Below are 26,063 nucleotides of genomic sequence, written 5' to 3'. Positions count from 1 at the left end.
TAATTCCATTATTTAAATGATTGGCCTTTATTTATACCATATGTACAATTATATACTATTTTGACTTATTTTGAGATGTAGTAAACGTAATTGATGATTTGTAATTTGATCAAGAAATAGAACGATCCGTTTCTTGTCTCCTGAATTTACAAATTCAATAAGCTGAAAAAATGGATTATGGATTAGGACTACGGCTTGAGTATATGATTGTTTATTACCCTGACGCATTTCCAAAATCCACTTATTTCCAATAAATTGAATTTTTTTAATAGATGAACACGGATTTTGATTTAGCAAATCAATGTTTATCAGAATTAAAATAGAACAAATCAAAATCAGTTTGATCAATACATATATGGAGGAAAAGAAAATTAAAAAAACTGTAATGAAATAAATTACTAAAACTAACCGTAAATAAATCTTTGACTTTCCTGGTTCAATTGTTACTTCGGATAAGGGTGACAATTTCGTTTAACTCTTTATCTTGTGGATCGTTATGCCCCATCAACCAAGCAAATAACTCAGGATCGGTACAATTTAATAATGAATTAAAAGCAGCAAGTTCTTGTATCGATAAATGATCCACTTGTTGCTCAAGAAACCGTTGTAAAATAAGGTCTAACTCCAGCATTCCTCGGCGGCAGTGCCATTCGAGTTTTGCTTTTTCCTTCACATCCAACATGGTTAATCTCTTTGTGATCTTATAACGGACAAATGATACACTACTGTCTATATAAACGGAAATCCTTAAGTTTCTCTTTAAAACCATTTTATGGGGAGTTTAAAAATCAGATAAACTCTACAAAATTTACTTCAACAGTTACTTGAAAAATAACTGTTTTTATTTAGGTTAGAACGATGAGCACGACTTTTACCCATTTAATTAATAACAGAATCTTAAACACCTTTAAACCCTTAGAAGATGAGTTAGAGCTATCACCTGAAAAAAATTATTTATTTGATTTATCTTATTTATGTGCCATTGATGTTGAAGGGAGTAAAGCCATTGATTTTCTTCAAGGCCAATTAACCAGCGATATAGGCTCCGTATCCGATATACAAATGATTCAAAGCGCCCAGTGTAATCTTAAAGGACGAATTCTCGCCTTAATGGATATTATTAACTGGCACGGCATTAAGTTAATACTTCCTAAAGATGTACAAGAAGCGACGCTTCATTCATTGAATAAATATGCTCTTTTATCTCGTGTTAATCTTAAATCAAACACCCAATTTAAGATTTTTGGATTTTATTTACAAAATCAAGAAGATATTATTCCTGATACAAAATTTTTTCCTAACGCACTTTATGCACAATCTTATACTGCACACTCATGCTTTTATCACCTAGGAAATGGATTTTATATTTTTTTAGTACTTAATGAGAATGCATTGGAGATTCAAGATCGTTTTTTAAAAAAAGACCAGTATCTTGGCTCATTAACCTGGCATACTTTAAGGCTATCTCAGCAGCAAGTAGAGATTTATCCCGAATCTCGAGGTTTGTTTTTACCACATAGGCTCGATTTACAAAAAACCCCGTACATTAATTTCAATAAAGGCTGTTATAAAGGCCAAGAAATTATTGCGCGTATGCATTATAAAGCGACCTTAAAACATCAAATGAGCGTCTATGAAATTAAAACGCATCATAGTCTCTATGCTGGTCAAAAACTCTTGGAACAACCTCAGGGAACAGAAATGGGTGAGTTGGTTGATTTTTCTATACTGGGGTCTGGGCATTATATAATTGCAGTCAGTATATTGAAAGAATCCGGTCAAACTGTATTTCTTGATGGGCATAATCAACCTATAGAGTTGACCGAGGTCTCTATCAAATTATCCAACCCATTAATTTATAAATGAACTCCGAAGATATGCTGTTGTTAAACCCATGATACGCCAGATCAATCTGGGCTCGTTTCAGGAAACCCAGGCTGCTGGCAATCAATTTTAATAAAATCTAATAATGTTGCCCGAGCTGGCTACTGCCAGCTCTTAAGCTAGGCCTCCTGCTCAGCTAACTCGTAGGATTGAAAAGTACTTTGAGTCAGATCGAGTAGCTCTCTAATTGCAACGAAGAACATCGTATAGTTTAGAACTGAGCTTGCTTTCAGATCCGCTAAAATAAAGCGCCAACGTTGAATTAGTGTACGATGCGATTCTCCCCATGAAGCAAGACGCGCCTGCAGATCTGGGTTCCCACCATCATAGTTAATCAGTCCCGCAGTGAGTTGACGTTGTTGCCAATCCAAATCATCTCTTAATGCTTCTCGAGACAAAGACTCCCAGTGATTCTCACTTGGATGCATAATAATTTGCTTTCTTATCCAAGCAAGATCCAAGAATTCCCCGACTCCTAAATAAATTTCAGCAACCTGGGCTACTTTCATATCTCTCTTATCAGCAATATCTATGATGTCTGTTGCAGCAAATAAACCGCGAGTGACGGTTAAATCATGCGCGAGGGTTGGTGGAATACCTTCCTCAATAAGCGCTTGATAATCTTCATTGTATTTGACTCTTCGCTCTTCACTTAAGATTGCTGGTATGGACCTCTTCAATTCGACAATCCCATGTGCATAGAGTTTTACAACTTCAGAAATATCCAAAGACCTACGCTGACTACGCAAGAACCAACGGGTAATGCGACGGGCCAATCTAGCATAAAGCATCATCATTTCTATTTGTTTTTTAGCATTGATCTGCGTACCTAACTCCTCTATTTGTTTCCAAACAGATTCAAGATTAAGCACAGAGCGAGTAATGACATAAGCTCTTACGATTGCTGAAACAGGAGCACCCGTTTCATCTTGTAATCTGTACATGTAGGTAAAGCCCATCTCATTTACGATAATATTGCTTAACTTAGTAGCTATAATCTCTCTTCTTAAGGGATGCGATTGCATTTGTTTGCTAAATCGCTCTTGTAAAGGCTTGGGAAAAGAACTAATTAAAAATTGCGTCATATATGCTTCTTCAGGAACACCGGAGGCCAGAATTTGTTCCTTAAGAATCATTTTACTGTAACACATTAATACGGCAATACTTGGACGCATTAGCCCTTTGCCCATCAATTTGCGTTCCATAATAATCTTATCGTCGGGCAAGTATTCCAGATTACGATCGATTTTTCCGGTTCGTTCCAGTTCACTGATGTAACGACTTTGGAGATCCAATGCCTGAAGAGGTTGTGAAGCAGATAAACTAATGGCACGGGTTTGCAAAAAGTTGTCACGAAGTACTAGTTTACTTACTTCATCAGTCATTTCCATTAACAACTCATTACGTTGTTTTGGAGTTAAATCACCGACTGCAACAATACTATTGAGCAAAATCTTAATATTTACTTCTTTGTCAGAACAATTCACACCACCAGAATTATCAATGAAGTCGGTATAAACCATACCCCCATTGAGTGAGTATTCAACGCGTGCCAATTGGGTTAATCCTAAGTTGCCGCCCTCGCCCACGATTTTACAACGTAATTGTTTGGCATTAATCCGGGTTGTATCGTTGGTTCGATCCCCAACATTAGAATTTGACTCCGTACTCGCTTTAACATAAGTACCAATTCCAGCACTCCAAAGTAAATCAACCTTGGCTCTTAAAATTGCTTTAATTAACTCATTTGGTTCGATTTCAGTTTGTTTAATTCCGAAAACAGCTTGCATTTCCTTACTAACAGGTATGGATTTGGCATTACGATTGAATACCCCGCCTCCCTTGGAAATAAGCTTTTTATCATAGTCTGTCCAATTTGAACGTGGTAAATGGAATAGGCGTTCACGCTCTTTGAAACTGGCCTCTGCGTCAGGATTCGGATCAACAAAAATGTGAATATGATTGAATGCACCTACTAACTTAATATGTTTGGATAACAACATACCGTTACCAAAAACATCTCCAGCCATATCGCCAATACCAACCACAGTAAAATCGTTATTTTCAATATCTATATTCAATTCATAGAAATGCCGTTTCACTGACTCCCATGCACCTTTAGCCGTAATTCCCATTTTCTTATGGTCGTAACCTATTGAGCCACCTGATGCAAAAGCATCACCCAACCAAAAGCCGTACTCTAAAGAAATAGCATTAGCAAGGTCAGAGAACGTTGCTGTACCTTTATCTGCAGCAACCACCAGGTAAGGATCATCTTCATCATAGCAGACGACATTCGCAGGTTTAACTACCTTTCCTTCAACGTAATTATCTGTAATATCGAGAAGACCACGAATAAATAATTGATAGCAACCGATTCCTTCGGCCATTATTTCTTCACGAGTGCCGTTTACAGGTAAAAACTTAGGAACGAACCCACCTTTGGCACCACTAGGCACAATTACTGAGTTTTTCACTTGCTGCGCTTTCATCAAGCCAAGTATTTCCGTACGAAAATCTTCTCTTCGATCAGACCAACGTAAGCCTCCGCGAGCCACTTTGCCCCCTCGCAAATGTACCCCTTCAAAACGTGGAGAATAAACAAAGATTTCAAACATAGGATGTGGTTTTGGAACACCAGGGATGATCTTACTGTTTAGTTTTAGCGAAATATAAGGTTTATGGTGTCCATCTTGATTTAATTGATAAAAATTAGTACGTAATGTAGCACTAATCGCATGAATATACTGTCTGATTATTTTATCTTCATCAAGATTCGATACCGTATCCAGATCATTTAGTATTTCAATGGACAAATCAGCAAAACGGTCTTCTCTATGTGGATCATCGGCAGGATTGCAACGAATTTCAAATAATTTTACTAACTTTTTAGCGATAGCGACATTATTATTTAATGCCATTTCCATATAGTCTTGACTAAAAGTAATACCAATTTGTTTGAAATATTTGGCGTAGGTACGTAGTACTGCTACTTCGCGCCAATTTAGTCCAGCCGCTAAAACCAACTGATTAAAACCGTCATTATCCGCTTGACCAAACCACACTTTGGCAAAAGCGTTCTGGAACAATTCCTTTATCTCATCCAGATCAAACTCAATCGGCTTATTATATTGCATGGCAAAATCATTAATCCATGCTACTTTGCCATCCTCAAATTTCAATGAGTAAGGACGCTCACTTATTGCGCGTAAACCTAGTTTTTCTAATATGGGTAAAACATCAGATAGAGGGATCGTAGTATCATGCTGATACACTTTTAATCTAAAACTATTTTCTGTCTCATCCAACGGTTTGTAAAAATTAATGCCCAAGGGCTGTTCAGGTGTAAGTAATTCAATATGTTTAATATCATAAACTGCGGTTCTAGCAGGAAACGTATCCGTATAAGCAAGAGGAAATGCATTTTTATAACGCCCAAAAAGGCTATTTGCTTGTTCCTCTCCATATGCCTCATATAAATGGGTTTGTAAATCGTCAGTCCATGAACGGCCCGCTTCAATTAATTTTCTTTCAATATCTTTTAAATCATATTCAAGGGGTATATTCGGATTAATTTTAATAATAAAATGTACCCGTGCTAAAACAGACTCGGTAAATTGAGTTGAATAGGTAGTCTCAACGGAATTAAAACTTTCATCAAGAATTTTTTTCATTGCCATTCTTAATTCGGTATTAATCCTATCTTTAGGAACATAGACCAGACAAGAAACAAAACGACGATAAACGTCCACTCGCGCGAATAATCGAATACGTTTTCTGTCTTGCATGTAAAAGATACCCATTGCAATTTCTAGAAGCTCTTCTTCTGTTCCCTGAATCAAATCATCCCTGGGTAACGTTTCTAGAATATTCAATAATATTTTACCCGCATGACTGCGTGGGTTTAATTTGGAATTTTCCATAATGAGCGCAACTTTACGTCTCAAGAATGGAATTTGTTTGGGGTTAGTATGATAGGCAGCAGAAGTATAAAGACCAATTATTCTTCTTTCTCCAATCACATTTCCTTGGGCATTAAATCGTTTTATTCCTATATAATCAGTATAAGCATCACGGTGAACACTGGCTAACGTATTTGTTTTCGAAGTAACTAATATGCGTGGGGATAAGGTAAATTCGCGTGCTTCAGGTGTCATTGCGGAAATACTGCGTGTCATCGATTTAGAAACATTTTCACGCAAAAGGCCTAATCCTGTATTAGGTACTGCTTGTAAAATGGTTTCTTTACCTTTTTGTGCTAATTCGTAATCTCTCATTCCTAAAAAAGTAAAATGATGATCTTCTATCCAGTGTAAAAATGCTTTTGTTTCTTCCACCTCATCTAAATCGAGTACAGAAGATACTTTATCGATCTCGGAAATTGCTTCTCGAACTGCAGCACGCATTTTTTCCCAATCTTCAAAAACAACTCGGTTGTCTTCAAGAGCGCGTTCGCATCCCTTGTGCAACTCTTCAAGCATCTTGGGGTCAGTTTGGCGATCTATTTCGAGAAATATTGGCGCTTCATGGATTACGCCTTTCTCGTCTAATATTTGAGTACGAGGTAAGATTTCACAAACTCGATTCTTTTTATCTCTTTTAACCCGAATACCACCCATATGAATGGTTAAATGAGAGGACAATCCCATTCTATGAATTACCAAACGAATAGAGTCAACTAAAAATGGCATGTCATCACAAATAACTTCAATTACAGTATGGGTAGTTTGCCATCCATGGCGTTCATAATCAGGATTATAGATTCTAATTTTCGTTTCATGTGGGGCACGTTCACTAATTAAAGACCAAAAATTTACTACAGCGCCATAAAGATCATCAATTGTCCATGAACTCAGGTCTTCCATTGCTACAGTACCATACAACTGCTTAGCAAATTCGGCGCAAAACTCGGTTTGATCACCTACCATAGAGTTTCTAATTTTATCTACAATGGCTTCAATTAATACATCTTTACCCTCTTCAAATTTATAAGACATTGTTGTTTTACCTCGTCGATTTTGCCTCAGCCCTACAGCGAGAATTATTGTTTAAATAAAAAATAACCAGCCACTCACACGGAGCCAATAAATAAATCGGCTCCGTGTGAGTGGCCAAAAAAATCATACTGTAGCCAACACTTTTAAGTAATGGCTGCAAACTTAATGTTATGAATCACTAATGGCTATGGTTTTTGTGTTAACAAACTCTAATATACCTTCTCTTGATAACTCACGGCCAAAGCCTGATTCTTTTATTCCACCAAATGGTAATCTAGGATCAGAAGCCACAAAAGCATTAACGAAACAAGCGCCAGCTTCTATTTCATAAGTAGCTATGTGCTCTCCCCTTTCTAAATTGCGAGTGAACACTGCGGCACCTAAACCATATTGGCTTTGATTGGCATATTCAATGGCTTCTTTTTCATTATTGACTGTTATAATAGCAATAACAGGTCCAAATAACTCCTCATCAAAAGCTGGCATGCCAGGTGTCACATTAGTCAACAAAGTTGGTGGATAATAAAAACCTTTTCCTTCCGGAATTATACCACCTAGCAATAATTTAGCACCTTGTTTTACTGATTTTTCTACTTGAATATGCAAGTTTTCGCGCAAGTCTGAACGCGCTAATGGCCCAAGCTTGGTTTCAGAATTGAGTGGATCCCCCATTTTAAATGTTGAAATGTGCTCAATTATTTTCTGTACCAACTCTTCTTCGACAGATTTTAAAACAATGATCCGCTTAGCAGCAATACAAACTTGACCTGAATTGCTAAGTCTTGAATTAACAATACAACGGGCAGCCAGATCTAGATCAGCATCTTCAAGAACAATATAAGGATCGCTTCCCCCAAGCTCTAACACGGCTTTTTTTAAAAATTTTCCTGCGTGACTTGCAACCGCACTTCCCGCACGCCCACTTCCTGTTAGCGTAACAGCAATAACTGCAGGATGTTCTATAATTTTAGCGGCTCCATCATTATCGACAATTAAATGTTGAAAAACATATTCAGGAAATCCAGCTTCCAGAAAGAGCTCCTCTATTTTATTCCCAGTTCCTGACGAGATAGGAGCATGCTTCAATACTGCAACGTTACCAGCCATAAGTGTTGGTACAGCAAAGCGAAACACCTGCCAAAATGGGAAGTTCCAAGGCATAATGGCAAAAACCACCCCAAGTGGTAAATGACATACTTTTGATTTTTTCATATCCGTTTGGACCACTTTATCAGCAAGGTATTCTTCAGCATGTTCAGCATAATGCTCACATAACCAAGCGCACTTATTAATTTCAGCGATTCCAGCAGTTATTGGTTTACCCATTTCAACTGACATTAAATGTGCCAACTCTTCTGTTTTAGATTTTAACAATTGCGCGAGCCGCAGCATTAAAGCTTTTCTTTTAGTAAACGATGTTTTTTTCCACTCCAGATACGCCTCATGTGCTTTGTTAAGTTTTTCGGTAACTTCCTGCTCACTTAAGCAGTTATAGCTTTGTAGTGTTTGTTCAGTTGCGGGATTTACTGTTTGAATTATCATGATGTCTCCATACAAATAAAGTATATTTCATTAAAGTTATCAACTCTCCTTGCGTACTACTTTTGATTATTGATACTATTTTTATATTTCTAGCTTTTCAAAAAAGCAACAGTAGTTTAAAGCAATATATTAATACAATTAATAAATATTTTAGAAATCCATAATTAAACTCGCTTTAAGCAATGGTTTTCTATTAAAACTAGGATAATTAATGAACTTAAGCAAACAGCAATTCCATCCCTTACAGTACGTAGCGGCTTGGTCAGTGCATATCTTTACTGCAAGCGCAGCCTGTATTGGTGTCTTTTCCTTAGTAAAGATGTATCAGCATGAATATATTTTTGCTTTATGGCTAATGCTTATTACGGTGGTTATCGATGCAGTTGATGGAAGTCTTGCTCGGTTAGTTAATATTAAAGAAATTTTACCTAAAATTGATGGTGCATTACTGGATAATATTGTTGATTATCTAAATTATGTTATCACTCCCTGCTTTTTCTTGCTTGTTAAGCCCGGGATGCTTCCATCTAGTTATTCAGTTTTCATAATCGCAGCGGTATCCATTACTTCGGCTTATCAATTTTGTCAATCTGATGCAAAAACTCCAGATCATTTTTTTAAAGGATTTCCTTGTTACTGGAATATTACTATTTTATACATGTTTATTTTTAATACCTCCGCCATCACAAATGCAATTATATTGACTATACTTTCTATCCTTATTTTTGTACCTGTAAAATACGTATACCCTTCAAGATTGGACTATTTAACAGACTCCAAAATATTAAAAATACTTATGCATGTATGCTCTATTACTTATGCGGTTAGTTCAATTTGTTTGCTCATTAGTTACCCTAATACAAATGTGATTTGCCTTACACTTTCCCTAGCTTATGTTGGAATGTATGTGTTTTTAAGTTTTTACAGAACTTACTATCCTATGATTAAGGCAAAAATTGCGGCACAAAAATAATAGATTCTTTCATACGGGATAGACTTTGTATTTTTTATGATTAAAATAACCCACAAAGTTTACTTACTGAGGTATTTTATGTCTGTATTTCATCAAATTAACAAATCGATTATTTTATCTGCTGTTCTAATTAGCGCAGCACAAGCTCAAGTTGCAAGTCCATTCCCAAGAGGATGTGAGGTTACAGGTTTCGGTTATAGTCAAAATTATTTGATTTTAAATGAAACAGGAAACCAGTCTTATTATTTAATACAAAATCATTCTGATTCCAAAATTGAAATGGAGCGCGTAAATAGTGAAGAAGCATTTATGAGTCCTCCTTTACATGCTACATTAGATCCAATGAATTGGGGCGCATTTGCTTCTGATGTCAGAAACCTAAATTTCAAATGTTATAAACGCGTTGAGGAGCAAACTAAACTTGTTGACTGCCGTAATGTATTAGAAGTATGTCAGTATCCAAGAGTTAAGTTCGCTCTAAGTAACATGGGAAATTATTGGATTTCATATAACAAATCCCAAGGTGCAATTATTCAAGAATCGGTGGCTAAAGGGATTTACTTAAAATGGTGATACGTGGCTAAAGAAATATTTCTTTTTTTGGGATGCATTGGCTCACTTATTATATTGAGTGGACTTTTGAAGTTTTTTGGAACAACTACCCCTCAACTTCATTCTCAACTTTATTATTTCATTGGCGGTGTTGCTTTACTTTTAACCGCCATTTATTTTCGATTGCTTTTTTTTATAGCTCTACAATTAATACTTATTGCTGGGCACGCTGCAATTTTATTAGGTAGTGGGCCTTATACTCAGTTTTTCTTACCAATATTAATGTGCTGTCAGCTACTCACGTTCTATTTAATGTTTGGTAAGGAAAATAGTGTATTTTTAATACTTGGAGTTTTTGGCATAGCGCTGCTGTCTATGGGATTTGCATACAATGATAAATGGATATTTTTTTCAGGAAGTACATTTATTGCTATCTATGCTTACTATAGCGGGTATAAAGGATTATATCCTTCTTATGTGTGGGCAGTTTTAAATACAATAATTGCCTTGCTTGCTCTTTATCGAATACTTTTAGTATAAATTAGAACGGCTTAGGATAGCCTGGGGTGCACAATAGCTCCCCAGGATACACAGGACTTACTTAGCAGGGACGATCTCAACATGCAATTTAGCAATAACATCGCTGTGAACATGTACTTCAACAACAAAATTACCAATTGAGTGTAAAGGCCCTTCTGGCATAACAATTTCACGTTTAACTATATCGATACCTTTTTCTACTAAAGCATCTTTAATTTCATTTACACCCACGGACCCGTACAATTTGCCTTCGTCGCTCGCCATAGCGTTAATAACGACGGTTGTATCATTCAACTTGGCAGCACGTTGTTCGGCAACAGCCAAAGATTGTTGGGCTTTTTTCTCGAGCTCAACACGACGCTGTTCGAATAACTCAATATTTTTTGGTGTAGCAAAAACTGCTTTATTTTGTGGAATTAAGAAATTACGGCCATAACCAGATTTTACATTTACTTTATCACCCAGGTTACCTAAATTTCTCACTTTTTCTAATAAGATAACTTCCATCTTAATAACCCCTTAAATTGACTCGCCAACCCTTGTAGGGAAATACGATCTAAAATTAACTAAACTATCTAATAAACCAATAATGACGTAAGTGCATAATACCAAAGTTGGCTTCACTAATATGAACAACATTAATAAAATGAATATCTTTACTTGTCTCTTTTGAGAAAATATAAAATAAACCAATCCAAATCCCGAAGCCAAGAAATAGCAAAGCACAATGGGAAGCACATTCATAGCCAAAGGAATCTCATAAAAAGTTGCCAAAGAAACTCCCAATAAAACTAAAAATGAAAGTCTACCACTACGAAATACCATTAACTCATTCCTGAAACCACCAGGTAAAAATAATTTTGCTTGCATTGCTCGCGCAAACATCAAGGAAATTGTTGCGGATACAACCACACTAAGTATCTGAATTCCGAAGAATAATTGCGCCAAAATTACTGAGTTTATGCCATTAAGTGTCGAGTCAACTAGTTCCTGATATTGTGACAAATTTATTGTAAACACCTTAAACTGTTCGACAATAAAACCAGGTGCTAAGAGTTGAATAAGTAAACATCCCAAAAATGCCAGGATAAAAAACACTCCCGCAGTCACCTGCCATTTTTCAGTATTTCGCAAACCCAAGGCTGCGAAATAACATGGAAGATAAGCGATAAGAGTATTAATTAGTGCTCCGGACAACGGTATTAACATCATCAATGGAACAGAATGGATAACAAGTGCAGGCAATAACACATCGAAACCAGATCGCGCACCTTTTCTTAAGGTCACTAAACATACTAAAGCGACGGAAAGCCAAGATGCAAAAGGTAATACTGAAAAAATAGCAGCAAATATAATTGCTTGCTTTTTACTTTCAAGCATTAGCTTACAATGTTTTTCTATAAAATTGCCCGCGCGCATCATTATTATTTATCTGTGACTATCACAATATGGCAACAGTCCAAGGAATCTGGCTTGCATAATTGCTCTAGCTAATTGTCTTTGAAAACGGGTTTGAGTACCGGTTATCCGACTTGGTACAATTTTACCAGTTTCAGAAATATAATTTTTCAGTAAATTGATATCTTTATAATCAATTTCATTACCGCCTTCGGCGCTGAAACGACACATTTTTTTTCTACGAAAATAAGCTGACATAATTAAGACTCCCCTTAAGCAGATCTGGTTTCTTTTTCTTTCTTCATCAAAACAGATTCAGTAGTGATCGCTTGTTTTTGACGAGTAATTAAATTTCTAATAATTGCATCATTAAATTTGAATGCATTTTTAATTTCTTCCAGAGCTTCAAGGCTACACTCAATATTCATAAGAATGTAATGCGCTTTATGAACATCACAAATTGGATAAGCTAACTGGCGACGACCCAAGTCTTCTTTACGATGGATGACCCCATTGTGCTTGCTTATGATCCCTTCATAGCGCTCTACCATTGCTGGTACTTGTTCGCTTTGATCCGGGTGCACAAGAAACATAATTTCATAATGTCTCATGATTTCTCCTTATGGATGAAAGCCTCCTGTTATTTAAAACAACAGTAAGGCAAGGTTTAAAAAAAGCTGCTAATTATAACCATATTAAGCGCATCATACAATTCTTAATCAATTAAAAATAATTAAATTAGGATGTTATACAGATAAAACGCTCTATTTAAGAATTTTTTATGAATTTTATATTAATTTTTAGTGACAACTCTCTATGAATTGGGTTACCGTGCATACAATGTAAATGTCATTGATTAATAATCAACTTATTTGAAAGTAGAGGTTTTTAATGGATATAATTTCTCTTCAATTTGAAGAACCTTTAATGATTCATATTGGTGATACAGCAATTAAAATATTAGCTTTTAAAACACAAGAACATGGAAATATTAAATTTGGTGTTGATGCCCCCAGATCAGTTAATGTTCATAGAGAAGAAATTTTTCAGGCCATTAAACAAAAGCAACTTTTAGAAACAGTTGACTAATTTTAACATGAGTCAAGTTTCATCTCGTTTAATTATTTTTCTGTCTGGCCTAGTCCTGGTTTTATCTTCTATTGTTTTTTTAATAAATCATTTTTTCTATAAATATCCGGGTAATAATTTTTTTCCAGAGGGAATTCCCTTCCTGGCTCTCTTACTAATTCTTTTAAATCTTGGGCTTATTCTCTGCTTCCCCAAGGACAATAAAATTCGACAAGTGGGACGAGAACTAATCTATTTTTTTTCAGTAATGTGTTTTATTGCCATCGCAACAAATGCAGTACAATACACTCCATTTCCAATTATTGATCCCTTTATTAATACACTCGAAGAACATATGAATATCCATATGGAGGCGATATTAGCCTGGACTCACGACCATCCTCAGTTTAAATACGTACTCGGTGTAATTTATGACAGTCTCACCTATCAAATGAGTATTTTACCTTTACTGATCATTGCCACTTGTCGCTTTCATTTAATAAGAGAGTATTATTTTTATTTGTTAAGTACGGTGTTAATCGGTTTTGGATTTTATTATTTTTTTCCTACTACTGCTCCCGCGAGTATTATAAACAGTCCGTATTTTTCACCTGAGCAAATTGATACTGGACTTAAGTTCCGACAAATTCATCATTATATTAATCCGACTACAAATGAAGGAGGACTAATTGCACTTCCATCTTTTCACGCAATTTGGGCAATATTATGTGTAAATCTTCTCAGAGAATGGCCAATTCCTTGTTTTCTTTTATTTATAACTAATTTATTTCTTATTGCATCTTGTGTTTTGTTAGGATGGCATTATTTAATCGATATAATAGGTGGCTTTATTGTCTTGCTTTTATGCTACTTCCTTTTGAAATACTGTACCGTTTTCAACAAAAGCGCCCCCAAGCTCCGATGAAGAATTGTATTAATTAAATTACACTCAGTGGCTTACGTAAAAATTATCTCGTAATTTATATTTTGCGGACAATTCCTGTTGGATAATGAAGCTCATTTTGAAGTACTTTACTGCGGCTCAAATTAAAAATATTACGATCTTTTAATTGCTCTTCAACTATAGATTGGAGGGTCCTACCCTGATGTTCACTTAAAAGGGGATGGACTTGAATAACCCATTCTCCATTCTGTTTACCAATTTTTACTGGTTCGTTAATAACTCTCACTGGAGTTCCTACTGGAACCATTCGGAATAAATATTCAATATCCTCAGGAAACATCCGCAGACAACCTGCGCTGACCCGGGACCCAATTCCACTAAGTCTATTAGTACCATGTATAAGGAACGTTGGCCATCCTAAGCGCAAAGCATGCTGACCTAAAGGATTATAAGGTCCGGCAGGGAATTCATCAGGAAGAAAATCCCCACTCTTCTCTGCCTCATCACGCAGTCGTTCTGTTGGTCTCCACTTGGGATTAGCTACCTTTGCTATAATTTTTGTTTCTCCCAAAGGTGTACTCCAACCTTTGCGCCCAATACCCACTGGAAAAGTAATTACTACATTCTCATTTTCAGGAAAATAATATAATCTGTATTCTGCTAAATTAATTACGATTCCTTTTCTAGGAACATTAGGCAAAATATATTGTGCAGGAATAATAAGTCGAGAATTGGCGATTAAAAATTGTCTTGCATCAATTTGAGGGTTTGCTCGTACCAGCTCATAATTTCCCAGATCAAAACGCCTTCCTACCTCATCAATGGTCTCATTTACCTCAGCTACCCCATATTGAATCTCTCCAACAACATTACCTGTTGTTGGTAAAACCAAAGTGGTCGCAGCACAGAACGATGTGCAAAATTGCAGAAACATCAAAAAAAATAAACTTTGCTTGTTTAAGATCATTTGCAATGAATATCCCTAGACGTATATTAGGAGCTTAACTCATAGATTCGATGAAAGCACTTCAATTATGAAAAGATCTAGTTCCCGCGGAAGCGGGAACCTTTTCTAACGTGGTATAGTGCTACTGTAAGAATGAATTCCCGCCTTCGCGGGAATGCCAAAGTATTAGCTTAAAGATAGCGCTCTACCTAAACTACCATCCTGCTTATTAAAGTAGAATCAATAATTAAAAACTTTCATCTACCTTAAAACGTTCACCATACTTAGATTCAAGGGTCTTAAATAAATTTTCCAAATTATTTGTTCCGAAATCTTTTGCATAGTTCATTGGACCACCCCGGAATGGAGCAAACCCAGTGGCAAAAATCATTCCTGCATCAAGCAGATCCGAGTCGGCTACAACTCCCTCGCGCAAACAAGCTGCGGACTCATTTACCATTCTTAGAATTAATCGATCAGTAATATGAGGGTCAATAGGTGTGCTGGGTTGTTTTTTAACTGGCTTACCATTTTTGTATTGATAAAATCCTTGACCCGTTTTCCGACCAAGTTTACCTGCTTTAACCATATCACGAAGTTTTTGTGGCACAGTTCCACCAAAATGAGCTGTTAAATTTTCAGCAACCGCCAAACCAACATCTAATCCTACAGTATCTGCAAGTTCCACAGGTCCCATAAACATACCAAATGATAATGCAGCTTCATCAATTGTTTCTGCACTATATCCTTCATCCAGTAATTGAACACATTCCATCAAATAAGGCATTAATACTCGATTAACTAAGAATCCAGGGCTGGATTTAACAGGCAAAGGCAGTTTACCAATTTGATTTACAAAAGCACAGGAATCAAGCTCAACGGTCTTGGAGGTTTTTACACTACTCACTACCTCAACTAAGTCCATTTTAGCAACTGGATTAAAGAAGTGAATGCCAACGAGTCGATTCGGATTGCTCATGACACTGCTCATTTCATCTAACGGAATACTGGATGTATTCGTAGCAATGATGGCATCTTTTTTGGCTTGCTTTTCGACCTTTTGCATAATTTCTTGTTTTACTGCAAGATTTTCGAAAACAGCTTCAATAATTACATCGGCACGCGCAATACCATGGCCTTCAGGATCAGGGATTAAATTATCCATTGCTGCTTGTATAAGACGTGGCTTACGTAATTTCTTTTTGTATAAAGAATGAGCACGGCCAATTGCTGGGGCAATTTGCGCATACGATTGATCTTGCAAAGTTACCCGCAGACCACGCAAAGCACACCATGCAGCAATATCGCCTCCCATAACACCGGCCCCTATCACATGAACATGGGTTGCTTTAAAGTCACTACCTTTTGCAAAACCTTTTAACCGTTCACGCAAGGAAAAAGCACGGATTAAATTTTTTGAAGTAATTCCTGTAGATACCAGATGTTCCACGGAGTCTATTTCCTTCAAGTATGCTCTATCACCCATGCCTCCTTCTTTTTCCCATAAATCAATAATGGCATAAGGCGCTGGGTAATGCTCTTTTCGCACCCGTTTCGCAACGTTACGACGCATTAAAGCAGCTAGAGGTTTCCTTATCCATGCACTGTTTGTTAATCCTTGTATGAATGAGGGTTTATGCTTTGGTGGTTTGTTCTTAATGAAATAAACTGCAGCTCGTTTTAACTGGCGTACGGGAACTACATCATCAACCATGCCTAGGCTTTTAGCTTTTACAGCATGTACAGCACTTCCAGTCAAAATGATTTGTGATAAGGCATTAAATCCACCAATTAATTGAGGTAATCGTACAGAACCTCCCCAACCAGGATGTATACCTAACATTACTTCAGGCAAACCGATACGAGTATCTTTTTCGTCACTGGCAATACGGTAGGTGCAAGCTAAAGCCAATTCATAGCCTCCTCCCATACAAAAGCCATCTATCATCGCGACGCTAGGAATGGTTAGCGCTTGTAGTCGAGCAAATACCGCTTGTCCTTTTCTTAAAAAATCCACCGCTTGAGCTGGCGTTTCAAATTTTGAAAATGCATTTACATCAGCACCGGCGATAAATCCTTTTTCTTTAGCTGAATAAACAATCAAACCTATAGCATTTTTATCTTGTGCTATTTCATGCAGAAGACTGTTGAGTTCGTCTAATACTTCTTCATTGATGCTATTTACAGACGTATCTTTTCTATCCAATCCCAACCACAGAATGTTATCACTATCTCGTTTCAAGTCCCAATGTTTGTAATTATTCATGTCCTTTCACCTCAGTCACTCGTTCAAGATACATAGCCCCGCCCTGTCCCCCACCAATACAGATAGAAGCCATACCTCGCGACTCATTTCTTTGTTCTAATGATTTTAAAACGTGTAATACAATACGTGCACCACTTGCACCTATGGGATGTCCTGCTGCAATTGCTCCGCCATCCCGATTAAGTTTTTCCAGCGAAGGGCCACCCAATGCTTTTTCCAAACCTAACTGAGTCCGGCAATAATCCTCATCATTCCAAGCTGCAACACAGCCTAAAACTTGCGCAGCAAATGCCTCATTAATTTCCCAACAATCAATGTCCTCAGATTTTAATTTCTGTCTTTGCAAAATAGGAGTTACCGCATGCACAGGACCAAGTCCCATTTGTGATGGATCTAGTGCTGACCATTGTGAGTCCACTATTCTACCAATAACTTGTAAACCATATTTTTTCACTGCATCGGCACTAGCGAGTAATAACAAACACGCACCATCCGTTATTTGCGAGCTATTTCCAGCCGTTACCATTCCGTATTTTTTATCAAAAAAGGGCTTCAATTTAGCTAATTTCTCAACTGTTGAATCTGCGCGTAGTCCATCATCTTGTGTATAAACACGTCCCTTATAATCTATGATCGGTGAGACTTCAGTCATTCTCTTTTCGTTATAAGCTTTTGCCAGCTTTAAATGACTTTGGGTCGCAAACTCATCCATTTGCTCACGAGTTAGGTTGAAGCGATAAGCAACTTTTTCCGCTGTTTGTCCCATGTTCATCCCCACAATAGGATCAGTGAGACCCCGCAACAAAGCAATTACAGGAGCAAGATATGCTGGTCTAAATTGCGTGATTAGACCTAATTTTTGACTAAAACTTTTAGAACCATACCAACTAGCCAACCACGAGGCCATTTTTTGGTTGAATAATAAAGGAGCATGACTCATAGAATCGGTACCACCTGCAAGCACCAAGTCACTACGACCGCTTGCAATTTGGATTGCAGCATTATCCAGAGCTTGCATTCCCGATGCACAATTTCTCATTACTGTAAACGCGGGCACTTTATCGCCGCATCCCAAACGCAGGGAAATCACTCGAGCAATATTTGCCTCATCTGGACTAGGCATAGCACATCCAATAATCACTTCATTCAACTCAGTTGGAGCAAAAGGTTGTCGATTTAATAATGTCGTCCCTGCCGCTACTGCCAAATCAGATCCAGTAAAGGGACCTATGCCTTTGGCTTTGAGAAATGGTGTTCGATTTCCATCAACTATATACACGTCTCGACCATGTAAATTTGACTTCTGTTTCATCGATCCTCCTTATTTTAAAATTGAGTCGCAGCCTTTTGTTAAAAGAAACTTACTCGAAAAACTCCATACATCTGTAGTTCTTTGAGAAGTAGATTATATTCTCTTTTGCAAGTTACAAAAAATACCAAAATCTTTTAACTACACGCCCTGACTCCTAACTGAGATTGGCTGTAATTTTATGAATGATAAGAGTAGCAGTAATCATGTAATTTTGGAAATTTTATAAAGCATTATATTTCAAAATACTAAACTAACTTCTTGAAAAATTGGGTAGTATGCGAAGAAGTAAGTAACTCACACTTTACTGACCAATTATAGATCATAATGGAGCTTATAGAGACCAAACTCTATATTAAGATTTAATTTATAAGTAATGGATATTGACGACATCAAAATACCTGATATACTCCGCAACCATTGATTGGAGAGATGGCCGAGTGGTCGAAGGCGCTCCCCTGCTAAGGGAGTATGGGAGAAATCCCATCGAGGGTTCGAATCCCTCTCTCTCCGCCAGTCAACGCGCCCGTAGCTCAGTTGGATAGAGTATCTGGCTACGAACCAGGGGGTCGGAGGTTCGAATCCTTCCGGGCGCGCCATTTCCAAATAAAAATCAAAAAAGCAAAAATCACTCCGAAGTAGCTGCCAAGACATCCAATGTCATTGGCCCGGAAGTGTTCGAACCGAACGAGGTTCGACAAAATGCGAAGCGAAGAGCACGAAGTGCGGCAAAGCATTTTGGACGCGCTTCAGCGCGCCGCAAAGCGGTGAGGAGCGAACAAAGTAAGCGACGAATCTATCCTTCCCTTGAATCTTGGAACTAATTAAATTTAATGCTGCAATTTAATCCTACGTAATAAAATCCTTCCGGGCGCGCCATTTCCAAATAAAAATCAAAAAAGCAAAAATCACTCCGAAGTAGCTGCCAAGACATCCAATGTCATTGGCCCGGAAGTGTTCGAACCGAACGAGGTTCGACAAAATGCGAAGCGAAGAGCACGAAGTGCGGCAAAGCATTTTGGACGCGCTTCAGCGCGCCGCAAAGCGGTGAGGAGCGAACAAAGTAAGCGACGAATCTATCCTTCCCTTGAATCTTGGAACTAATTAAATTTAATGCTGCAATTTAATCCTACGTAATAAAATCCTTCCGGGCGCGCCATTTCCAAATAAAAATCAAAAAAGCAAAAATCACTCCGAAGTAGCTGCCAAGACATCCAATGTCATTGGCCCGGAAGTGTTCGAACCGAACGAGGTTCGACAAAATGCGAAGCGAAGAGCACGAAGTGCGGCAAAGCATTTTGGACGCGCTTCAGCGCGCCGCAAAGCGGTGAGGAGCGAACAAAGTAAGCGACGAATCTATCCTTCCCTTGAATCTTGGAACTAATTAAATTTAATGCTGCAATTTAAATCCTACGTAATAAAATCCTTCCGGGCGCGCCATTTTTACATAGTAAAATTAATGGCTTAACCCTTTTAATTGTGACATAAAACCAACCTACTGTGGCAAAAACGTGTCATAAATCCGTTCTGCAGCAATTTTTAAATGATCACTTGAAAGGTGAGCGTAACGCAATACCGTTTCATAGTTAGACCATCCTCCAAGATCTTGTAACTCGTGTAAGGCTGTTCCATTTTGTACATGCCAACTAGCCCATGTATGTCTTAAATCATGCCATCGGAAATCATCAATATTCGCTCTTATTAGAGCCTTCCTCCATGCATGATTATTACATCGAGTTACAGGCTTACCCTTGTATGTAAATACATATGCAGGATGTTTGCCCTTTTGGGATTGAATAAGTGAAATAGCTTGTTTATTCAAAGGAACAGGAATTGCTCTTTTAGTTTTTGACTCATCAGGATGAATAAGAGCATGTCCTTTATCCAAATAAATCTCACTCCATTTTATTAATTACAAAATAGTTCAATTAATTGCCGGCACAATAATTATGTTTCAAAAATTACCAAACGAGCTTAAATTACAGATTTACAGTTTCTTTAATGCACAAACACTTAATAAAGTTTCCCTGGTTTCAAAAGAGGCTAGAAATTTGATTAGTATGAACAATTAAGGCTAAGACTACTAGGTTTAAAAAAACAGACTTACCTAGGAATTGGTCTGCAAAAGAAACTTATAAACTCTATCATTCCTTGTTTGCCCATAATGGGGAATTATCGGTAGATTACTTAAATACCGATGCTTCTACAAGCCCGCCAGTACTACTATGCCCTCTTTCTTTTCAATTACATGGTGAAAAAAAATTTAGTTCTCTATGGTGGATAAAGGAACAGCTGAAAGAAATGGAAAAGATTACGAATCGTTAATAAAACTATTAGATCATTAATCATCATGTAACACCAATCATTTGTTCGTTCTTTTTATGTGCTTTTTTTGCGCCTTTTTGACTGGTCACATTTTGCGCAGATCACTTAGGTCCCGGACCGTCCCCGTGTAGTGCCTGTCAAACCACTTCTTATCTGGATTAGGTATCCTGTACCGGCAAATTAGATTGAGAACTTCCTCGACAAATCATATTCTGGTCATTAGGTATTGATACTAGAGGTTTGAAAAGGTTTGGCATTTTAACAACTGTCCCTGGGATGCCTTTTTTTTCAAGCACTTCATTACAAGCTGCGATTAATTTGAGATCATAGCGACCATTATTAAATATTAGCGTTTTACGCACAAACTCTTTTATGTGCTCAGCATATTTAGATAATTTTCCAATACTATCCATATAATCAATAATAACTAAAGCATGATCTTTTTTATTCTTTTTTAATGCATAGAAAAATGGGTCAAGCTGATTTTTTTTATGACGTTGGAAATTAGTAATAGAAGGTTTAATTTTCTGCAGTAGATGCCTTAAATAATTGGGGGAATCATTATCAATCAATGTAAAAATAGGCGTTCTATGATTCCTATCTTTGAAATCTAAGCCCGGTTTTTCTATGAGCAGATCTAAAGCTGCTAATCGATTTTTTATATCTCGAGGTGTTCTATCTAAGGAGGTACCCAAGCAAGCAAGATGTAATGCGGTACGGCCCGACATTGCTTGCTGAATCGTTGTATCCATTTTAGGATTCTGGAGTAATTTCTTCAATACAGTTACGTTTCCCAGAAAAGCGGCCATCAAAAGTAAAGTGATACGCTCCTGCTGCCACAGCGGCACGAATTGCCCATCTTTTACTTTTAAAATTGGTAATGGCAAATGAGAAATAGAATCATATTTTCTGATATTTCTATTTTGTAGCATTTCGTAAACAGGTTTAGGTAGAAAAGCAGTATCTTCTTTGGTAATACCTAAGGGGCTAAGATCATATGTACAGTTTGCAAAATTGTAAGGAACAGGATGATAGTTATCCTGATACTCTTCAAAAATTTCCTGAGCACATCTAAAATTATCCGAAGGGTGTAAAAAGAAAGGTTTAAAGCAAAAATAATAATCTTTGCCATAATCAACTAATAATTGCTCATCTTCATAAATATCTCTGGCGGCAATGACCAACATTCTCTTTTTCTTTTCTATAAATTCGACATTTTCCTGAATGGTTGAAGCATTAATAAAACGAGAAACATTTCCCTGGTATTTTGCATCAAGTATTTTGTTCCTATTTTTCAAAAACATAAAATAATCTCTGTCTTTCTTTTCATCCTGATTTTCCTCATCGGAAACTTTTTCACCAGTGTACTCGAATAAAACAGTTCCCTTTTTGATGAAACGCCTGGCGTAAACACCATAGTGAATTTGCTGTGATGAAATGAGATTCAGAGGAGCAATGTAAACCAGATCGGGTTTGTCTTTTTTGCCACTTTTGTATTGAAAGTTAACCTGGGAACCATTGACTGATAAGTGAATTGAATTCTCTAACTCTTGAATGGATTTATTATCATCAAGATAGAATATTGGTCTGTGACTTTGTGCAGGAGTAGTCGTAGGAAAACGGTTGTCGTCTATCACCAACTCTTTCTCTCTTCTCTTGCCTTCATCATCAATAGTAAGGATCTGTACCTCTTCATTATTCGCCTCCACTGTTTGAGTCATAACCTCTTTTTGTTGTGGCTCATTAAGTGGGGAAAATATGGATGAATATAAATTAGGATTCAGTGGTTGGAGTGTTAAAACTTCCGGTTGAGAAAACATCAATTTTAGTAGCTCTTCCATGATTGTAGGAGGTAGCAATTCATTAGAGCTGTTATCAGTGATATCTTTTTGCTTTTTAGGCGCTTTTTGCTGATAGAATTCTTCTTCCCCTATTTCCATTATCCCATCTACCTCTAGGCTTTTCGGCCCATCTAATTGGTCTTGTTCTATTGCGCTTGCTTTTCTTTTGAGAGAAATATTTTCATCCTTAGATTTCATGGTGGTCTATTATTCGTCAGTAAAGAACAAAATTTTAACATCTATTTATTAAAGGGGAAGCTTAAGAATTGATTTATTACGAATTCTGAGCTTTGCAGAGGACAATTTTTCATGAGTTAGGCATCGCCAGTGTATTAAAATTAAATATTTTTGTTTATTTTGGCTATGAGCAATCATTCCGGAGTGTGTCAGGGGAAATGAGACAAATAAACAGATTACTCGACTGTCTAAATTTTCCCAGATACTCTCAATAATTTTCTATCCCAAACGAACATTCACCCAACTGATCTAAAATAAAAATCTGCCCTCGCTGAGTACACCCATCTGTGGGCACACAATGGGATCAGCAAAAGAATCGTAGAGATGGAGAAAGCAATTTTTAAAAGTTTCAATGGGGTATCCTCAATTTTTTCAATAACTTGGTATTATTATAATTAAGGAATATTTCCGCCTTAAAATTATAAATTAATGCCCTCATTTAGAATAGGACGCACCATCCCGAATTTATCGTGCATTCCTCCTTATAATCCCAATTATCAATCAATTCCTTAATGCTTGCATTAGATGCACATTCAGCCGCTGTTTTTCCAAACATATTAGTTAGAGTTTTATCAGCTTGGTGTTCAAGAAGTAGCCTAACAAGTTTTATATGACCTCGACTTGCAGCTCTACTCAAACATGTATTATCAAGATAAAACTGCTTATTAATGTCTTTAATAATTAAAAGAAGCGCTTTAATTCTGTCTATATTTTGAGCATCCCAGCATAACTCAAACAACTCCTTTTCCGGTAAAATTTCTTTGGCCTGTTGCTTAGAGGGTAAATCCGCACGTGTTTGAAAAAAACTATTTGATATGGTTGGTTTATTTACTACAAGCCTTGTTAAATTCCACCCTATTTTTTTAGCTTCTTTGATTGCTTTTGGATCGTCAAAATTGATACCTATATTAATTAATATTTTAATGGCTTTAATTCTGGATTGGTAATCATTAAGGTTTATAAAATATTGAAGCAAAGAAGAAATAAATTCATTTACAACCTGTAAATCACCATTAGATTTAAATACGCGATCTATAATTTTGGATTGCAATTTTTCTATAGCAGCTACAAAAACTTCAGGTTCCTCGATTAATTTGGCACCTGCTTCAATAAGCAGTTGAAGAGCAACTTCATTTTCAGTATAGACAGTCGTTGCGAGCATTGGCTTATTAAATATATCTTTTGCATTAACATCAGCTCCATATTGAATTAGGAGCTTAATAATTTGTTTTTCTGCTTCACCTAACTCTTTTTTATTAATAGCATATTCTAACAGCTTACGACCCTCGAAGGTAATATTTACATCAGAGTAAAATGGTATAATTTGTTCTACGATCTCTAATTGTCCTTTTTTTACTGCCCAACATAAAAATTGATCACTTTTATGCTCAATTCCTGAATTTATATATTGTCCATATTGTTCAATATTAAGTAGAACTTTTTCAGGCGATTCAGAGTCAGCCATAATATTGTCTAATAATTGGTTCCAATCTTTAACAAGGTTTATTTTAAATCTAGCTTCTGTTTGACTAATGCTGGGGGGAAGATAAAGGTATAGATCCTCAAGATTAGTTAGATTATTGATAACGTATAAATCACACCACTCCAAGAAGGCTGCTATGCTTAGTTGCTGAGTTTCAAATACTGAATTTAATGGAATCAAAGAAGGGTTAAATTGACTATGCGTTTTATAAAGTAAAGGCTGCAACTCTTTATGCGCAATTAAGCGTTGCCTATGAGAATCAGAATAACCTGTATAATCGATTGGATTAGATCTAGCCCACCGCCTTAGACCTAACTGCGGAGGTGTTTCACCACCTGCTCCTACTAATACAGCTGGGATCCCGGCTTTAAGTAGGTGGCTAGCTAGAACCATATAAAAATCCATTATTAGTTGGGTATGCTTTCTAAAATCTAATTGGCTTTCAATGGAATCTAGAACCAGGTTTTCATCCTCTGCTAACCATGCCCAAGATTGAGAAACAATACTATCATGAGGGTCGGGCTCTTTTCCTCGTTGCTTACATAGCACATAAAATCCTGATCTCTCACTGGTAATTCCATAAATGACACAGCTTTTTCCGTTTTCATCAATTGATTGACAACAGCCAGTCATATGTCCAAGCAGGGCAGCGCGTGGATCGCTTGGAGGTAATTTTTTTAAATAATAGCCTTTATAGTCGGCAGAGATACTTTTACCGGAAATAAATAAGTCGGGAATATAATTTGCATTATCTTGAGGTATTAAATCTAGATATTGCTCAAACACATTTTCTGGCATGCCATACTGCAAAAAAAGTTCTGCCGCTTCTAAGTTTTCATTAGCCCTTGTATAAGCTTTATATTTTGCATATGAAAAAAGAACAGAAATCGGTGTGCGCGGTGATAATAAGCGGCTTTTCACCGTAGCTTCTATTTCTTTTTTATTTTCTTTCATTTTTGCTTCGATGTAATCTTCAAGGCTTATAAGCGTAGGTGTAGATTTAGCATCATTTTTCTTTTTTAGTTTTATTTGATATTTATCTTCTATTAAATTCTTAATTTCTTCCTTTTTATCGCTTAACTCCATTCTTTTTTTTTCAAATTGTTGTTGCTGCACTGCATTTAGTTGTCCTATTAATGGGTAACTAAGTAGCTGTCTTATATAAACATCAAATTTTTTATTTGTTTCTTTTGCAATTTTCTTAGTAGGCAATTGCATGTCTCTTAGTTTAAATAATGACTCGTAGTCTCTAACGAAACGTTGTTTCCATTTTTGAGAAACATCTTCTTGAATGGTCCTTTCTAAGTGTACTGTATTTTCTTTAACATATTTTTCTATGCGAGTAGCTAAAGGTAACAATCTAAAAATAGGAGAGTTAGCATGCGTTGGGAAATTATGCTTGATAATTCCACGCCATAAATTAAGGTTACAAGTGACCGGTAGGAATCCAAATAAACAAGCATCATGAATTTTATTCTGCACTTGAGGGAATTGTTTTTCAAAATTTTCTAAATATTTCAGCGCTGCGCCTACTGTACCAAATGCTATTACTAGCTTTTGGGCTCGTATTCTGGCTGATTTAATCCGTTCAATTTGTGGTTGATAGTATTCTTCAGTTTCTGCTGCTTTAAGAGTTAGCCTTAATAATTCTAAATAAGCATCTTGGCTAAAACCTTTATAATCGGATATAACCTTAGGCAATGCTGCTAACTCCCTAGCTTGCTCTTCGCTACTAAAGAGATTTGCTGTATTTAAAATTTCTCTTATTAACATTATAAAATATTTACCTTATTTCTAA

Annotated in this window: 20 protein-coding genes, 2 tRNA genes and 1 pseudogene; 9 read left to right on the top strand and 14 right to left on the bottom strand. The window is 36.7% G+C overall.

Annotation, left to right across the window (positions count from 1 at the left end):
• Positions 1-48: 48 nt before the first annotated feature.
• Together HBNCFIEN_RS17710 and HBNCFIEN_RS07820 are read right to left on the bottom strand one after the other, a co-directional pair.
• Positions 49-228, bottom strand: a complete 180-nt coding sequence (locus tag HBNCFIEN_RS17710; RefSeq protein ID WP_255464400.1) for a hypothetical protein — start codon at positions 226-228, stop codon at positions 49-51.
• Positions 229-436: 208 nt separating this feature from the next.
• A complete protein-coding gene (locus tag HBNCFIEN_RS07820) occupies positions 437-682 on the bottom strand; it encodes a succinate dehydrogenase assembly factor 2 (RefSeq protein WP_220471013.1) in 246 nt (81 codons plus the stop codon).
• A gap of 176 nt (positions 683-858) precedes the next feature.
• Between HBNCFIEN_RS07820 and HBNCFIEN_RS07815 the strand changes: the two genes are divergently transcribed.
• Entirely contained in the window at positions 859-1,866 is a 1,008-nt protein-coding gene (locus HBNCFIEN_RS07815; protein ID WP_182393526.1) for a folate-binding protein YgfZ, read from the top strand.
• A 137-nt stretch (positions 1,867-2,003) separates the two neighbouring features.
• Here HBNCFIEN_RS07815 and HBNCFIEN_RS07810 read toward each other — a convergent pair whose 3' ends face one another.
• Entirely contained in the window at positions 2,004-6,881 is a 4,878-nt protein-coding gene (locus tag HBNCFIEN_RS07810; protein WP_182393525.1) for an NAD-glutamate dehydrogenase, read from the bottom strand.
• Positions 6,882-7,049: 168 nt separating this feature from the next.
• On the bottom strand, positions 7,050-8,423 hold the full coding sequence (locus HBNCFIEN_RS07805) for an NAD-dependent succinate-semialdehyde dehydrogenase (RefSeq protein WP_182393524.1): 1,374 nt from the start codon (positions 8,421-8,423) through the stop codon (positions 7,050-7,052).
• A 211-nt stretch (positions 8,424-8,634) separates the two neighbouring features.
• Here HBNCFIEN_RS07805 and pcsA point away from each other — a divergent pair, with 211 nt between their 5' ends.
• From pcsA to HBNCFIEN_RS07790, 3 genes are all read left to right on the top strand, one after another.
• Positions 8,635-9,396 carry a phosphatidylcholine synthase gene (gene pcsA / locus HBNCFIEN_RS07800; RefSeq protein WP_182393523.1) on the top strand — a complete coding sequence of 254 codons (762 nt, stop codon included), beginning with the start codon at positions 8,635-8,637 and terminating at the stop codon, positions 9,394-9,396.
• A 78-nt stretch (positions 9,397-9,474) separates the two neighbouring features.
• Positions 9,475-9,969, top strand: a complete 495-nt coding sequence (locus HBNCFIEN_RS07795; RefSeq protein ID WP_182393522.1) for an enhanced entry protein EnhB — start codon at positions 9,475-9,477, stop codon at positions 9,967-9,969.
• 3 nt (positions 9,970-9,972) lie between these two features.
• Complete coding sequence (locus HBNCFIEN_RS07790; protein ID WP_182393521.1) at positions 9,973-10,488, top strand: hypothetical protein; 516 nt, start codon at positions 9,973-9,975, stop codon at positions 10,486-10,488.
• Positions 10,489-10,545: 57 nt separating this feature from the next.
• On the opposite strand, the gene rplI is transcribed toward HBNCFIEN_RS07790, so the two are convergent.
• From rplI to rpsF, 4 genes are read right to left on the bottom strand one after another with little or no spacing between them, the layout of a single operon-like run.
• On the bottom strand, positions 10,546-10,995 hold the full coding sequence (gene rplI, locus HBNCFIEN_RS07785) for a 50S ribosomal protein L9 (protein ID WP_182393520.1): 450 nt from the start codon (positions 10,993-10,995) through the stop codon (positions 10,546-10,548).
• 12 nt (positions 10,996-11,007) lie between these two features.
• Positions 11,008-11,910, bottom strand: a complete 903-nt coding sequence (locus HBNCFIEN_RS07780) for a hypothetical protein (RefSeq protein WP_182393519.1) — start codon at positions 11,908-11,910, stop codon at positions 11,008-11,010.
• Positions 11,911-11,916: 6 nt separating this feature from the next.
• A complete protein-coding gene (gene rpsR, locus HBNCFIEN_RS07775; protein WP_058469456.1) occupies positions 11,917-12,144 on the bottom strand; it encodes a 30S ribosomal protein S18 in 228 nt (75 codons plus the stop codon).
• Positions 12,145-12,158: 14 nt separating this feature from the next.
• The gene (gene rpsF / locus HBNCFIEN_RS07770) at positions 12,159-12,497 is read right to left on the bottom strand and encodes a 30S ribosomal protein S6 (RefSeq protein WP_058469455.1); all 339 of its coding nucleotides are present in this window, start codon (positions 12,495-12,497) and stop codon (positions 12,159-12,161) included.
• A 280-nt stretch (positions 12,498-12,777) separates the two neighbouring features.
• Between rpsF and HBNCFIEN_RS07765 the strand changes: the two genes are divergently transcribed.
• Together HBNCFIEN_RS07765 and HBNCFIEN_RS07760 are read left to right on the top strand one after the other, a co-directional pair.
• Complete coding sequence (locus HBNCFIEN_RS07765; RefSeq protein WP_182393518.1) at positions 12,778-12,975, top strand: carbon storage regulator; 198 nt, start codon at positions 12,778-12,780, stop codon at positions 12,973-12,975.
• Positions 12,976-12,982: 7 nt separating this feature from the next.
• Positions 12,983-13,879: a phosphatase PAP2 family protein gene (locus HBNCFIEN_RS07760; protein ID WP_182393517.1), complete on the top strand. Its 897-nt coding sequence runs from the start codon at positions 12,983-12,985 to the stop codon at positions 13,877-13,879.
• 55 nt (positions 13,880-13,934) lie between these two features.
• Here HBNCFIEN_RS07760 and HBNCFIEN_RS07755 read toward each other — a convergent pair whose 3' ends face one another.
• The 3 genes from HBNCFIEN_RS07755 to HBNCFIEN_RS07745 form a co-directional block, all read right to left on the bottom strand.
• The gene (locus HBNCFIEN_RS07755; protein ID WP_182393516.1) at positions 13,935-14,825 is read right to left on the bottom strand and encodes a L,D-transpeptidase family protein; all 891 of its coding nucleotides are present in this window, start codon (positions 14,823-14,825) and stop codon (positions 13,935-13,937) included.
• A gap of 226 nt (positions 14,826-15,051) precedes the next feature.
• Positions 15,052-17,070 carry a 3-hydroxyacyl-CoA dehydrogenase NAD-binding domain-containing protein gene (locus HBNCFIEN_RS07750; protein ID WP_182393515.1) on the bottom strand — a complete coding sequence of 673 codons (2,019 nt, stop codon included), beginning with the start codon at positions 17,068-17,070 and terminating at the stop codon, positions 15,052-15,054.
• Positions 17,063-18,382: an acetyl-CoA C-acetyltransferase gene (locus HBNCFIEN_RS07745; RefSeq protein WP_182393514.1), complete on the bottom strand. Its 1,320-nt coding sequence runs from the start codon at positions 18,380-18,382 to the stop codon at positions 17,063-17,065. The genes HBNCFIEN_RS07750 and HBNCFIEN_RS07745 overlap by 8 nt, the downstream gene beginning before the upstream one ends.
• Positions 18,383-18,805: 423 nt before the next feature.
• Here HBNCFIEN_RS07745 and HBNCFIEN_RS07740 point away from each other — a divergent pair.
• Both HBNCFIEN_RS07740 and HBNCFIEN_RS07735 read left to right on the top strand, forming a co-directional pair.
• Positions 18,806-18,895 (top strand) — tRNA-Ser (locus HBNCFIEN_RS07740).
• 6 nt (positions 18,896-18,901) lie between these two features.
• Positions 18,902-18,978, top strand: a tRNA-Arg gene (locus HBNCFIEN_RS07735).
• An 896-nt stretch (positions 18,979-19,874) separates the two neighbouring features.
• Here HBNCFIEN_RS07735 and HBNCFIEN_RS07730 read toward each other — a convergent pair.
• Positions 19,875-20,288: pseudogene (locus tag HBNCFIEN_RS07730) on the bottom strand (tyrosine-type recombinase/integrase); the annotation flags it as partial.
• 40 nt (positions 20,289-20,328) lie between these two features.
• Here HBNCFIEN_RS07730 and HBNCFIEN_RS17855 point away from each other — a divergent pair.
• A complete protein-coding gene (locus HBNCFIEN_RS17855) occupies positions 20,329-20,451 on the top strand; it encodes an F-box protein (RefSeq protein ID WP_370530113.1) in 123 nt (40 codons plus the stop codon).
• 411 nt (positions 20,452-20,862) lie between these two features.
• On the opposite strand, the gene HBNCFIEN_RS07725 is transcribed toward HBNCFIEN_RS17855, so the two are convergent.
• Both HBNCFIEN_RS07725 and HBNCFIEN_RS07720 read right to left on the bottom strand, forming a co-directional pair.
• The gene (locus HBNCFIEN_RS07725; RefSeq protein ID WP_182393513.1) at positions 20,863-22,743 is read right to left on the bottom strand and encodes an SET domain-containing protein-lysine N-methyltransferase; all 1,881 of its coding nucleotides are present in this window, start codon (positions 22,741-22,743) and stop codon (positions 20,863-20,865) included.
• A gap of 478 nt (positions 22,744-23,221) precedes the next feature.
• Positions 23,222-26,038 (bottom strand): ankyrin repeat domain-containing protein, encoded by a 2,817-nt coding sequence (locus HBNCFIEN_RS07720; RefSeq protein ID WP_182393512.1) that lies wholly within the window; start codon positions 26,036-26,038, stop codon positions 23,222-23,224.
• Positions 26,039-26,063 lie beyond the last annotated feature (25 nt).

The organism is Legionella sp. PC997 (assembly GCF_014109825.1).
Lineage (GTDB): Bacteria > Pseudomonadota > Gammaproteobacteria > Legionellales > Legionellaceae > Legionella.
The sequence above is the reverse complement of the archived record's forward strand: the minus strand, read 5'-3'. Positions and strand labels throughout refer to the sequence as shown.

Excerpts from the sequence above, each read along its gene's own strand:
- HBNCFIEN_RS17710 (WP_255464400.1), bottom strand. The coding sequence starts at position 228 with ATGCGTCAGGGTAATAAACAATCATATACTCAAGCCGTAGTCCTAATC.
- HBNCFIEN_RS07820 (WP_220471013.1), bottom strand. The coding sequence starts at position 682 with ATGTTGGATGTGAAGGAAAAAGCAAAACTCGAATGGCACTGCCGCCGA.
- HBNCFIEN_RS07815 (WP_182393526.1), top strand. The coding sequence starts at position 859 with ATGAGCACGACTTTTACCCATTTAATTAATAACAGAATCTTAAACACC.
- HBNCFIEN_RS07810 (WP_182393525.1), bottom strand. The coding sequence starts at position 6,881 with ATGTCTTATAAATTTGAAGAGGGTAAAGATGTATTAATTGAAGCCATT.
- HBNCFIEN_RS07805 (WP_182393524.1), bottom strand. The coding sequence starts at position 8,423 with ATGATAATTCAAACAGTAAATCCCGCAACTGAACAAACACTACAAAGC.
- pcsA (WP_182393523.1), top strand. The coding sequence starts at position 8,635 with ATGAACTTAAGCAAACAGCAATTCCATCCCTTACAGTACGTAGCGGCT.
- HBNCFIEN_RS07795 (WP_182393522.1), top strand. The coding sequence starts at position 9,475 with ATGTCTGTATTTCATCAAATTAACAAATCGATTATTTTATCTGCTGTT.
- rplI (WP_182393520.1), bottom strand. The coding sequence starts at position 10,995 with ATGGAAGTTATCTTATTAGAAAAAGTGAGAAATTTAGGTAACCTGGGT.
- HBNCFIEN_RS07780 (WP_182393519.1), bottom strand. The coding sequence starts at position 11,910 with ATGATGCGCGCGGGCAATTTTATAGAAAAACATTGTAAGCTAATGCTT.
- rpsR (WP_058469456.1), bottom strand. The coding sequence starts at position 12,144 with ATGTCAGCTTATTTTCGTAGAAAAAAAATGTGTCGTTTCAGCGCCGAA.
- rpsF (WP_058469455.1), bottom strand. The coding sequence starts at position 12,497 with ATGAGACATTATGAAATTATGTTTCTTGTGCACCCGGATCAAAGCGAA.
- HBNCFIEN_RS07765 (WP_182393518.1), top strand. The coding sequence starts at position 12,778 with ATGGATATAATTTCTCTTCAATTTGAAGAACCTTTAATGATTCATATT.
- HBNCFIEN_RS07760 (WP_182393517.1), top strand. The coding sequence starts at position 12,983 with ATGAGTCAAGTTTCATCTCGTTTAATTATTTTTCTGTCTGGCCTAGTC.
- HBNCFIEN_RS07755 (WP_182393516.1), bottom strand. The coding sequence starts at position 14,825 with ATGATCTTAAACAAGCAAAGTTTATTTTTTTTGATGTTTCTGCAATTT.
- HBNCFIEN_RS07750 (WP_182393515.1), bottom strand. The coding sequence starts at position 17,070 with ATGAATAATTACAAACATTGGGACTTGAAACGAGATAGTGATAACATT.
- HBNCFIEN_RS07745 (WP_182393514.1), bottom strand. The coding sequence starts at position 18,382 with ATGAAACAGAAGTCAAATTTACATGGTCGAGACGTGTATATAGTTGAT.
- HBNCFIEN_RS17855 (WP_370530113.1), top strand. The coding sequence starts at position 20,329 with ATGTTTCAAAAATTACCAAACGAGCTTAAATTACAGATTTACAGTTTC.
- HBNCFIEN_RS07725 (WP_182393513.1), bottom strand. The coding sequence starts at position 22,743 with ATGAAATCTAAGGATGAAAATATTTCTCTCAAAAGAAAAGCAAGCGCA.
- HBNCFIEN_RS07720 (WP_182393512.1), bottom strand. The coding sequence starts at position 26,038 with ATGTTAATAAGAGAAATTTTAAATACAGCAAATCTCTTTAGTAGCGAA.